The organism is Nigerium sp. (assembly GCF_039811905.1).
In the GTDB taxonomy this organism is placed as follows: domain Bacteria; phylum Actinomycetota; class Actinomycetes; order Propionibacteriales; family Propionibacteriaceae; genus Propioniciclava.
The window spans coordinates 1-10,544 of sequence record NZ_JBDHZL010000093.1 but is presented as its reverse complement, the minus strand read 5'-3'; the positions used below and the strand labels follow the sequence as shown (position 1 = coordinate 10,544).

The following is a 10,544-nucleotide window of genomic DNA, read 5'->3' as shown; positions in this document are numbered from 1 at the left end:
GAGGCCGGCGGCGGCGAGCACCACGGCGTCCAGGTCGGCCTCGCGGCCGGTCGCCGGGTCGCCGAGCGCCCGCGCGAGCCTCGTGCCGACGTTGCCGCGGATCTCCACGACCGTGAGATCGGGACGCCGCGCGCGCACCTGCGCGGCCCGGCGCGGCGAGCCCGTGCCCACGCGCGCGCCCAGCGGCAGATCGATCAGGCTCAGCCCACCCGGCGACACCAGCACGTCGCGGTGGTCGGCCCGCTCGGGCACCGCCGCGACCACGAGCCCGGCGTTCTCGGCCGTCGGAAGGTCTTTGAACGAGTGGACGGCGATGTCGACCCCGCCGTCGAGCAGCGCCTGGCGCAGCGCGGCGGCGAACACGCCGAGCCCGCCCTGGGTGACGAGGGACGCCGACTCGACGTCGCCGTGCGTCTTCACCGTGCGCAGCTCGACCTCGTGGCCGAGGGCCCGCAGGGCGTCGGCCACGAGCCCCGACTGCGTGAGTGCGAGTTCGGAGCCGCGCGTGCCCAGGACGATCCTCATAGGGGCCTACGTTAGTCGTTCCCCTCGACGAGCCGGCCGGCGGCCGCCTCCGCCTGCGGCAGGACGGCCGCGAGCCCGGTGCCCGCGAACCAGGCGCCCGCGACGCCCAGGCCCGGCGTCGTCTCCAGGGACGCCGCGAGCGCGGCCACCCGTTCGCGGTGCGCCGGCGTCTGGGGCGGCAGCGAGTTCGGGAACCGAACGACGCGGTGCGCCCGGACGTTTCCGCTGGTCAGCGGCACGCCGAGGAGGGTGGAGGCGTCCGTGAGTGCCCCGGCGAGGGTGGGCGTGGGCGTCCCGGGGCCACGGCCGTAGCTGACGCGCAGCACGTGCGGGCCCCCGTCGTCGTGGACCCACGGCCACTTGATCGAGTAGTGCGTGAGGGCCTTCGCGGCGACGTCCGGGCGGACGCCGTCGTCCGGGGGAGCGACGAGCAGGCCCGACCCGCGGGGGCCGGCGTCGAGGGCGGGATGGTCGAGGGCGATGTCGATCGAGGCGAGGTCGGCCCCGCGCGGCAGGTCGTCGTCGCCCACCTCCAGCCTCGGGACGCCGCGCAGCAGCCCGAGCGCCGCGCGGCCGTCGAGGGCGACGAGGACGCGCCGGGCCGTGATCGTCGCGGGCTGCCCGGCGGGCGCGCCCACGATCGCCGGGTCGGTGGAGGGGCCGGCGGCGTCCACCTGGACCGCCCAGCCGCCCGGGGCCGGGCACAGGGCCGTGACGAGCTGTTTGGTCCAGATCTCGCCGCCGGCGTCCGTGATGCGCCGGGCGAGGGCGAGCGTCAGGCGGAACAGCCCGCCCCGCACCGACGAGACGACCGCGCCCGCCGGCGCGGCCGCCCGCTGTGCGGCCGCCGCGGCGACCAGCGAGCCCTCCGCGGCGAGCCGGCCCCGCAGGCCGGGCGTGACGACGTCGGCCGCGAGCCGCGCCGGGTTCGTGGAGTGGACGCCGCCCGCCACCGGCGTGACGAGCCGGTCGAGCACCTCGTCGCCCAGCCGGACGCGCACGAGGGACGCCAGGTCGCGGCAGTCGGCGCCGGCGTCCGGACCCATGCTGAGGTCGGCGCGGGCGCGCTCGAGGCCCTCGGGGGTCAGGGCTTCGATCACGTCGGGGTCGTCGAGGCTCGTCGGGATGCCCAGGACGCCGTGGGGGATGGGGAAGGCGCGGCCGCGGTCCCAGATCCAGGAGCGCCCGGACGGGTCGATGAGCTCGAGGCCCAACTCGTCGCACAGGCGCGCCGTGTAGACGGAGCGCTTCGCGAACGACTCCGCGCCCAGGTCGACGGCGACGCCGCCGAGGTCGTCGCCGAAGACCAGCCCACCCGGACGCCCGCGGGCCTCCAGCACCATCGGCGCGAGCCCCCGCTCGGCGAGGACGCGGGCCGCGTTCAGTCCGGCGATGCCCCCGCCGACGACGATCGCGTCGACGTCCGTGGCAGCGCTCACGCCGCCCCCTCGGCCGCGCTCTTGGCGGACCCCGGCAGCGCGTGCACCAACTCGACCAGCCGTGTCAGCACGTCGGGGTCGGTGGTTTCCGGGACGCCGTGGCCCAGGTTCACCACGTGGCCGGGCGCGGCGTACCCCCTGGTCACGACGTCGCGGGCGTGGGCGGACAGCGCGTCCCACCCGGCGGCGAGCATCGCCGGGTCGACGTTGCCTTGCAGCGGCGTGGCGCCGCCGAGGAGGCGGTTGGCCTCGTCGAGCGGCGTCCGGTAGTCGACGCCGACGGCGTCCGCCCCCGCGTCGCGGACGTCGGGCAGCAGGTGGCCGGTGCCCGTGCCGAAGTGGATCTTCGGGACGCCGCTCACGGCGTCCAGCGCGGCCTTCGAGTAGGGGGCGACGTGGGCGACGTAGTCGTCGCGGCGCAGCGAGCCGGCCCAGCTGTCGAACAGCTGGACGGCCGCCGCCCCCGCCTCGACCTGCGCGCGCAGGAACGCGCCGGAGACGCGGGCGCACCAGCCGAGCAGCGCGTCCCAGGAGGCCGGGTCGGCGTGCATGAGCGCCCGCGCGGCCAGATGGTCGCGGGACGGCTTGCCCTCCACGAGGTAGGCGGCCAGCGTGAAGGGGGCCCCGGCGAAGCCGATGAGCGGCGTCCAGGAGGCGTCGCCGGAGGGGACGCCGTCCAGCTCGGCCCGCGCCAGCCGGACGGCCTCGACGACCGGCTGCGGGTCGCCGGGCTCGTGCGCGACCAGCTCGCGGACGTCGTCCGCGCTGCGGACGGGTTTCTCGAAGACCGGACCGATGCCGGGGCTGATCTCGACGGCCACGCCGGCCAGCCGCAGCGGCACCATGATGTCTGAGAAGAAGATGGCGGCGTCCACCCGGTGGCGCCGGACGGGCTGTACCGTGATCTCCGCGGCCACCTGGGGCCGCAGGCACGATTCGAGCATCGTGAGGCCCTCGCGGGCGGCGCGATACTCGGGGAGCGATCGCCCGGCCTGGCGCATGAACCAGACCGGGAGGCGTCGGGGCCTTCTCCCGGCGAGCGCTTCCAGCAGGGGCGGCACTGTCGTCGTCACGCGGACGATTGTGCCGTACGTTGTCGGCGATGGTTGAATGGGGGCCACTGTGGGACTTCATCTCTACTCCGTCCACCACGAAGAACATGGCTTGTCGCAGGTGGAACGTGTCGCCCAGGCGACCTCGGGCCTCGCCCGGCGCCTGGTGGAGGCGGGCGGCGCCGTCGACGGCGCCGTCGTCGTGTCGACCTGTAATCGGGTGGAGATCTATCTGGACGCCGAGGGCGACCTCGCGACGCTGGGCGCGCTCGTCCGCGCCGCGATCGCCGCGGGCCACGAGGGGCGCGATCCCGGCTGGGCCGAGGTGCCGCTGCGCGTCCGGACGCACACGGAGGTGCTCTGGCACCTGTTCGGCGTCGGCGCCGGCCTCGACTCGATGGTCGTGGGGGAGCGGCAGATCGCCGGGCAGCTGCGCCGGGCGCTGAAGCAGGCGCAGGCCGAGCACACCGCGACGTACCTGCTCACCGAGAGCATCGAGCAGGCGCTGCGGACGTCGCGGCGCGTCGCCCACCTCACCGACCTCGCCGCGACGGGCCGCTCGGTCGTCTCCGTCGGCCTCGACATGCTGCAGCGCGACTGGGCGCACGACCGCGTCCTGCTGCTCGGCACCGGCGCCTACGCTGGGGCCGTCGTCGCCGCGTTGGAGGCGCGCGGCTGCCGCCACATCGCCGTCCACTCGCGCAGTGGCCGGGCCGAGTTGTTCGCGTCCACGCACGCCGTGACGCCGCTCAGCGGCCCGCTGGAGGACGCCCTCGCCCAGGCCGACGTCGTGGTGACGTGCCGGGGGACCGGCGTCCCGACGCTCACGACCACGCTCATGACGGGCGTGATGGCGACCCGCGGGGGCCGCGAGTTGCCGATCGTCGACCTCGCGCTCAGCCGCGACGTCGAGCAGCACGTCGGGCTGCTGGCGGGCGTCACCCTCGTCGACCTGCCGCTCGTGCAGCGGCACGTGCCCGACGCGTCGGCCCGCGAGGTCGGGCGGGCGCAGGAGCTCGTGGCGTCCGGGGTGAACGACCTGATCGTCAAACTGAAGGGGCGGCAGATGGATCCGGCCGTCGTCGCGCTGCGCGACACCATCGCGGGCATGGTGGAAGACGAGGTGGACCGGCTGCCGCAGGGGCGTCCGGTGACGGCCGACGAGGCCGCCCACGCCCTGCGCCGGCTCGCGGCCCGGCTCGTGCATGTGCCGAGCGTCCGCGCTCGTCAGGCGGCGGTCGAGGGGCGCCAGGCGGTGTACCTGTCCGCGCTGAACGAGCTGTACGGCATCCAGGCCGACCTCGGTCGGGTGCCCGCCGCGGGGCACGCGGGCGTCATCTCGCCCGACGGGCTCGACGACGAACGGTGCCCGGTGACCGGGTTCGACCTGACCGACCTCGGCGACGTCCGTCGGCGGGAGGCCATGTGACAGGAGGCGCTGTGGGTGGGCTGGAGCCGTACGACGCGATCCTGGTGGCCTCCTACGGGGGGCCCGATGGCCCCGACGACGTCCTGCCGTTCATGCGCAACGCGACCGCCGGCCGGGGCATCCCCGACGAGCGGCTCGTGGAGGTCTCCGGCCACTACCAGCTCTTCGGCGGACGGTCGCCCATCAACGAGCGCAACGCCGAGCTCGTGGCCGCCCTGCACGCCGAGCTCGGACGCCTCGGCGTCGACGTCCCCGTCGTCATCGGCAACCGTAACTGGCACCCCTTCTTCGCCGAGACGCTCCGCGAGCTCGCGGACGCCGGCGCCCGCCGCGTCCTCGTGCTGCTGACGGCCGCGTACGCCAGCTACTCGAGCTGCCGGCAGTACCGGGAGAACCTCGCGGACGCCCTCGCCGAGGCCGGCGTCGACCTGCAGCTCGACAAGATCGGGCCGTACGCGGAGTCGTTCGGGTTCGTCCGGGCGAACGCGCGCGCGGTCACCAACGCGCTCGGCGCGTGGGACGAGGAGGAGCGCTCCGGCGTCCGGGTGCTCTTCGTCACGCACTCGATCCCCCGCGCGATGGACGCCGCGTCCGGCCCCGGCGGGGCCGACGGAACCTACTCAGCCCAGCACGCGCGCGTGGCGCGGCGGATCATGGCCAGGGTCCGCGAGGAGGCCGGGCTCGAGCCCGACTGGGAGATCGCGTACTGCTCGCGCTCGGGCGCGCCGCACATCCCGTGGCTGGAGCCGGACGTGAACGACCGGCTGGAGGAGCTGGCGGCCCAAGGCGTCAACCGGGTGCTCGCCGTGCCGTTCGGCTTCGTGAACGACCACATGGAGGTCGTCTACGATCTCGACACGCAGGCCGCCGAGACGGCCGAGCGGCTCGGGCTCAGCTATGTGCGGGCCGCCACGGCCGGCACCGACCGGGCGTTCGTGGCCGAGCTGGCCGACCGGCTACTCATGCGCGCCGCCGTCGCCCGTGGTGAGGCCGAGGCGCCGGCGTCCGAGCGGTACCTGTGCCCGGCGTCCTGCTGCGGCAGCGGGCGTCCGGGCGGGCCCACCCAACCGACCATCTGCTCCGAAAGGACCTCATGACTCAGGCCAAGACCCCTGGCGCTCCGTTCAGCGGCGACCCGCGCGATACCTACGTGTCGCCCGAGGACGTCAACGCCACCACCCACTACGTCATGTACTCGGTGTTCGAGCTCGACGCGCCCCTGCCCGCCGTCGCCGCCGAGCGGCACGAGTGGGTGGAGGAGGCGGTCGCCGCGGTGACGTCCAGCGGGGCGACGATTCGCGGCTGGTACGACATCGGGGGCTTCCGGGCGGACGCCGACCTCATGGTCTGGCTGCTCGCCGACGACCCGGCGGACCTGCAGCGGGCCTACCACGCGCTGCGCCGCACCCAGTTGGGGATGCGGCTGGCGTCCGTGTGGAGTTGCGTGGGGGTCCACCGGCCGGCCGAGTTCAACTCGGCGCACACGCCGGCCTGCTTCTCGGGGATCGCGCCGCGGCCCTGGCTGACGGTGTACCCGTTCGTCCGGAGCTACGAGTGGTACTACATGGACAGCTCCAAGCGCTCCCACATGCTGCGCACGCACGGGATGGCGGCGAAGGACTACCCCGACGTGCTCGGGTCGACGACGTCCGCGTTCGCGCTCGGCGACTACGAGTGGCTGCTCGCCTTCGAGGCCGACGAGCTGCACCGCCTCACCGACGCTATGCGGGCCCAGCGGGCCGTGGAGGCGCGGCTGCACGTCCGCGAGGAGACGCCGTTCTTCACCGGACCTCGCGTCGACCTCGCCGACTGGGCCGACGCGCAGCCCCTCTCCTAACCCGGGGGCGTTTCTACCTGACGTTCTCCACACTCTGGTGTGGAGAACGTCACACAGCTCCGCCGGTCAGGGCTTCTTGGTGAGTTCGGCCACGATGCCCGCGCCGTCGAGGCGCGAGTTGACCAGGATGCGACGCAGCGTGAACAGCGGGTTCGCGGCGTCGACGGGCTTGTCGCCGAGCTGGTAGGCGGTCGTGTACCCGGCCTGGGCCAGGTGCGGGAACGCGGCCGCGTTCCACGCCCCATAGGGGTAGGCGAACGTCTCGACGGGCTGGCCCGACAGTTTCCGGAGCACGTCGCGCGGTTTCACGAATTGCTCCTCCCAGTCCTTGCCCGCGTACTTGCGGACGTCGTGGTGGTCGTACGTGTGCGACCCGACCGTGTGCCCCGCGGCGGCCAGGTCGGCGACCTGCTTCGACGTGATCCAGCCGGGCTTGTCGATGACGACGCTCATGATGAAGAACGTTCCGGTCATGCCGCGCTTGGTCAGCTCGGGCGCCGCGACGTTGGGCTGGCTGTCCTTGCCGTCGTCGAAGCTCAGCATGACCGGCTTGTCGGGCAGGGGCGCGTTGGTGCGCAGGTGCGCGAGGTAGGCGTCCGGGGTGATCGTGGTGAAGCCGGCGTCCTTGATGCCGTCGAGCTGCCGGCGGAAGTTGTCCGGCGGGCAGATCAGCGAGTTCTTGTTGTAGGACGAATCGCCGCCCGCCCAGGCGCGGATCTGGTGGTAGCAGAGCACCGGCACGGTCGCACGGGACGCCTCGGCCGCCGGATCGGCGGTGCCCGCGCTGGGCGCGGGCGAGACAGGGTCGTGGTCGGCGACCGGCCCGATGCTCGGCCCGGTCGAGCGGGTCGAGCCGGTTTGGGACGCGCAGCCTGCGGCCAGCGCGGCCACGCCGGCGACGCCGGCCAGGAGAAGATTTCTGCGGGGAAGTTCAGGGATGGCCACGGCCCTGCACTCTAGACCCGCCGGGTTTCACCGCAGGGAGGCGCGACGCCTCCGCGGCCTCCGGACGCCTGCCCGCGCGAGCTCGAGGTCGGCGAGCGCCGTGATCGCCGCGGAGTCCCCGACCCGCCACGCACCCACCGGGTCGGGGTCGATGCGCCGCAGTTCGGAGATGGGCTGCGTCGCCAGCGCCCGGAGCGCGAGCAGGTCGGAGCCGGTCGTCTGGCGCACCAGCGCCAGCGTGGCGGACGAGCGCCGCACGAACCGCAGCCGCCACGGCAGCCAGATGATGATGAGCAGCAGCAGCGGCAGCGCGAACGTGACCCACCCCATGAGCGTCGCCGCGTTCTCGATGGCGTGCACCTGGCCGTCGGCGGAGGCGATCATGCCGTCCACATCCCCGGTCAGCCGGTCGAACGGGACGCGGACGTCGCCGCCCACGTACGGGATCTCGCCCACGCGCCCCGCGGCGCCGCCGATGTTGTCGCGCATCTGCCGCAGTGCCCCGGCCACGTGGCGGCTGGGCTCGGCGATCGCGCGGATCGTCGTGTCGGTGAGCCGCCCGGCCCACCACCAGAACAGGCCCCAGGCCACGACGAAGGCGTCGGCGATCAGTTGGCGGATCAGCATCCACGACGGGCGCGCGTACAGGCGCATCGGGTTCTCCTACACGAGGAAGCGGTAGAACGGGCTGTCGGGCGAGACGACCTCGACCGAGATGGGGCTGGACTGCATGCGTGCCAGCAGCCTCTCGAGGTTAGCCGGGTCGCCCAGCTCGACGCCGACCAGCGCCGGCCCGGTCTCCCGGTTGGAGCGCTTCACGTACTCGAACAGCGTGATGTCGTCGTCGGGCCCCAGCACCTCGTCGAGGAAGCGCCGCAGCGCGCCGGGCTCTTGGGGGAAGTTCACGAGGAAGTAGTGCTTGCGCCCCTCGTACACCAGCGACCGTTCGGCGATCTCGCTGTAGCGCGACAGGTCGTTGTTGCCCCCCGACAGAATCGCGACGACCGTCTCGCCCGGGGCGGGCTTGTACAGCCCCAGGGACGCCGGCGCGAGCGCGCCCGCCGGCTCGGCGATGATGCCGTCGGTCTGGTAGAGCGCCAGCATCTCGCTGCAGATGCGGCCCTCGGGCACCGAGTACATCGGCGGGTTGAAGGCCGACACGATCGAGTACGTCAGATCGCCCGCCCGCCGGACGGCCGCCCCGTCGACGAACGTGTCGATCTTCTTCAACTCGCGCGGCTCGCCGGCCTCGAGCGCGACCGCCATGCAGGCGGCGCCCGACGGCTCCACCCCGACGACCTTCGTGCCCGGGTGGCGCTCGGCGAGCCAGGTCAGGCAGCCCGACAGCAGGCCGCCGCCGCCCACCGGCACCACGACGGTGTCGGGCGCGAAGCCCAACTGCTCGACGATCTCGTGCGCGATGGTGCCCTGCCCCGAGATCGTGCGCGGGTCGTCGAACGCCGACACGGTGGTCGCCCCGGTCTCGGCGGCCGCCTGCTTCGCTGCCCGGGACGCCTCGTCGTACGTGGTGCCCGTCATGATCAGCTCGATGTGCGCACCACCCAGTTCGCGCATGCGATCGCGCTTTTGGCGAGGGGTGTTGCTCGGCACGAAGATGCGCCCCCGGATGCCCAACTGCGCACAGGCGAGCGCGACGCCCTGCCCGTGGTTACCCGCGGACGCCGCGATCACCCCCGCCTCCCGCTCGGCCTCGTCGAGCTGGGCGATCAGGTTGTACGCGCCGCGGATCTTGTACGAGCGCACCGGCTGCAGGTCTTCACGCTTCAGCCAGATGTTCGCCCCGGACGCCGCCGACAGCCGCTGGTTCGGCTGCAGCGGGGTCGTGGAGACGACGGCGCGGATGCGCTCGGCCGCCTCGTCGATCGAGGCGGCCGAGACAGGCTGGGTGGCGGCGGACGTGTCGGTGCTCACCGGGCCATTCTGCCCCTCTGGCCGAGGCGGGTCACGGTCGTGGACGCCGTCACCTCGTCGAGCGTCGGCTCGCCTCGCTTGAGCTCGTCGGCCTCGGGAAGCGGCAGCGCGCGGTCGGCTCGCTCGTCGTCAACCCGGACGCCGCCCTCGCCGCGCCGGTCGGTCGACGACTCACCCCGCTCGGTCAGCTCGGGCGCGGTCACCGACCGGGCGTGCTCGTCGCTGGGGGAGAGCTCGGCCAGCTCGGCGTCCGTCACGCTCAGGTCGCGGAACCGCCGCGCGGTGACGAACACCCGCGACTCCAGGGAGCCGAGCGTCGTGTTGTACGCCTTGACGGTCGAGTTGAGCGCCCGGCCGATCTTGTCGAAGTGGCCGCCCATCGTGCCGAGCCGGTCGTAGAGCTCGCGCCCGAGCGTGAACACCTCGGCGGCGGACTCGGCGAGTGCCGCCTGCTTCCACCCGTAGGCGACCGCCCGCAGCATCGCGATCAGCGTGGTCGGCGTCGCCACGATGACGTTCTTGCGGGCCGCGTAGTCGTGCAGGTCGGGGATCTGGGCGAGCGCTTCGGCGCCCAGCGCCTCGTTCGGCATGAACAGCACGACGAACTCGGGCGTGCCCGCATCCGCCTTCCAATACCCCTTGCCGGCGAGCTGATCCACGTGCGAGCGGACGTTCTTCGCGAACTGCGCCCGGTAACGGTCGCGGTCGGCGTCGTTGCCCGCCTCCTCGGCGTCCAGGAATGCCGACAGGGGCACCTTCGAGTCGACGTAGACGAACTTCGACTCGCCCAGCATCACCTTCAGGTCGGGCCGGATCAGCGCGTCGGTGCTCGTGGTCGTGGTCTGCTGCTGCACGAAGTCGCAGTGCTCGAGCATGCCGCTCACCTCGACGACGCGCTTGAGCTGCATCTCGCCCCACGCGCCACGCACCTGCGGCTTGCGCAGGGCGGTGGACAGCGCGGAGGTCTCGCGCCGCAGCTGCTCGCCGGTGAACTGGACGGCCCGCACCTGCGCGGCCAGGTCGGTGCTCATCTGAACCCGCGCCTGCTCGACCTCGCCCAGGCGCGTGTTGAACGCGGCCAGGCTCTCCCGGATCGGCGCCATCAACTGCTCGGTGGCCTGCAGCCGCTGCTCGGCGGTCGCGTCGGCCCGGCGCGACTGCGCCTCGAGGGTTTCGCTGGAGAGCACCTTGAACTGGTTCACCATCGCGTCGCGGTCGGCCGCCAGCTCGGCGGCACGCGCGATCGCGACGTCGCGCTCCGCGGTGGCCGCGGTGACCGTGGCCTGCAAGCCGGCCGCCTCGGCCCGGGCCGCCGCGTGCGCCGACCATGCCTCCGCCATCTGCTGGCGCGCCTCGGCCGCGCGCGTGGCGGCCGCCGCGGCGTC

10 protein-coding genes are annotated in these 10,544 nt (G+C 73.6%); 3 read left to right on the top strand and 7 right to left on the bottom strand.

All coding sequences use genetic code 11. From position 1 onward, the window contains the following. The 3 genes from hemC to hemE all read right to left on the bottom strand — a co-directional run. Positions 1–525, bottom strand: a 525-nt coding sequence (hemC, locus tag WMJ97_RS12370) for a hydroxymethylbilane synthase (RefSeq protein WP_347349305.1), incomplete at its 3' end; no start/stop codon positions are given. Positions 526–536: 11 nt separating this feature from the next. After that, positions 537–1,964 (bottom strand): FAD-dependent oxidoreductase, encoded by a 1,428-nt coding sequence (locus WMJ97_RS12365; RefSeq protein ID WP_347349304.1) that lies wholly within the window; start codon positions 1,962–1,964, stop codon positions 537–539. Then, a complete protein-coding gene (gene hemE, locus WMJ97_RS12360) occupies positions 1,961–3,037 on the bottom strand; it encodes a uroporphyrinogen decarboxylase (RefSeq protein WP_347349303.1) in 1,077 nt (358 codons plus the stop codon). The genes WMJ97_RS12365 and hemE overlap by 4 nt, the downstream gene beginning before the upstream one ends. 37 nt (positions 3,038–3,074) lie before the next feature. On the opposite strand from hemE, the gene WMJ97_RS12355 reads away from it, so the two are divergent. Genes WMJ97_RS12355 through hemQ form a run of 3 tightly spaced genes read left to right on the top strand, consistent with a single transcriptional unit; the run spans position 3,075 to position 6,282 of the window. Beyond that, a complete protein-coding gene (locus WMJ97_RS12355; protein ID WP_347349302.1) occupies positions 3,075–4,445 on the top strand; it encodes a glutamyl-tRNA reductase in 1,371 nt (456 codons plus the stop codon). An 11-nt stretch (positions 4,446–4,456) separates the two neighbouring features. Continuing rightward, positions 4,457–5,542 (top strand): ferrochelatase, encoded by a 1,086-nt coding sequence (locus WMJ97_RS12350; RefSeq protein WP_347349301.1) that lies wholly within the window; start codon positions 4,457–4,459, stop codon positions 5,540–5,542. Continuing rightward, a complete protein-coding gene (hemQ, locus tag WMJ97_RS12345; protein ID WP_347349300.1) occupies positions 5,539–6,282 on the top strand; it encodes a hydrogen peroxide-dependent heme synthase in 744 nt (247 codons plus the stop codon). Before WMJ97_RS12350 ends, hemQ begins: the two co-directional genes overlap by 4 nt. A gap of 66 nt (positions 6,283–6,348) precedes the next feature. Here hemQ and WMJ97_RS12340 read toward each other — a convergent pair whose 3' ends face one another. The 4 genes from WMJ97_RS12340 to WMJ97_RS12325 form a co-directional block, all read right to left on the bottom strand. Continuing rightward, complete coding sequence (locus WMJ97_RS12340; protein ID WP_347349299.1) at positions 6,349–7,227, bottom strand: polysaccharide deacetylase family protein; 879 nt, start codon at positions 7,225–7,227, stop codon at positions 6,349–6,351. Between the two features lie 27 nt (positions 7,228–7,254). Beyond that, positions 7,255–7,881, bottom strand: coding sequence for a hypothetical protein (locus WMJ97_RS12335; protein ID WP_347349298.1), 627 nt, complete (start codon positions 7,879–7,881; stop codon positions 7,255–7,257). A 9-nt stretch (positions 7,882–7,890) separates the two neighbouring features. Beyond that, positions 7,891–9,159, bottom strand: coding sequence for a threonine ammonia-lyase IlvA (gene ilvA, locus WMJ97_RS12330; protein WP_347349297.1), 1,269 nt, complete (start codon positions 9,157–9,159; stop codon positions 7,891–7,893). Next, the coding region (locus WMJ97_RS12325; protein WP_347349296.1) for a DNA recombination protein RmuC at positions 9,156–10,544 on the bottom strand (1,389 nt) is incomplete at its 5' end. The genes ilvA and WMJ97_RS12325, both read right to left, overlap by 4 nt.

Coding starts and splice junctions, on each gene's coding strand:
- WMJ97_RS12355 (WP_347349302.1), top strand. CDS start 3,075: ATGGGGGCCACTGTGGGACTTCATCTCTACTCCGTCCACCACGAAGAA.
- hemQ (WP_347349300.1), top strand. CDS start 5,539: ATGACTCAGGCCAAGACCCCTGGCGCTCCGTTCAGCGGCGACCCGCGC.
- WMJ97_RS12335 (WP_347349298.1), bottom strand. CDS start 7,881: ATGCGCCTGTACGCGCGCCCGTCGTGGATGCTGATCCGCCAACTGATC.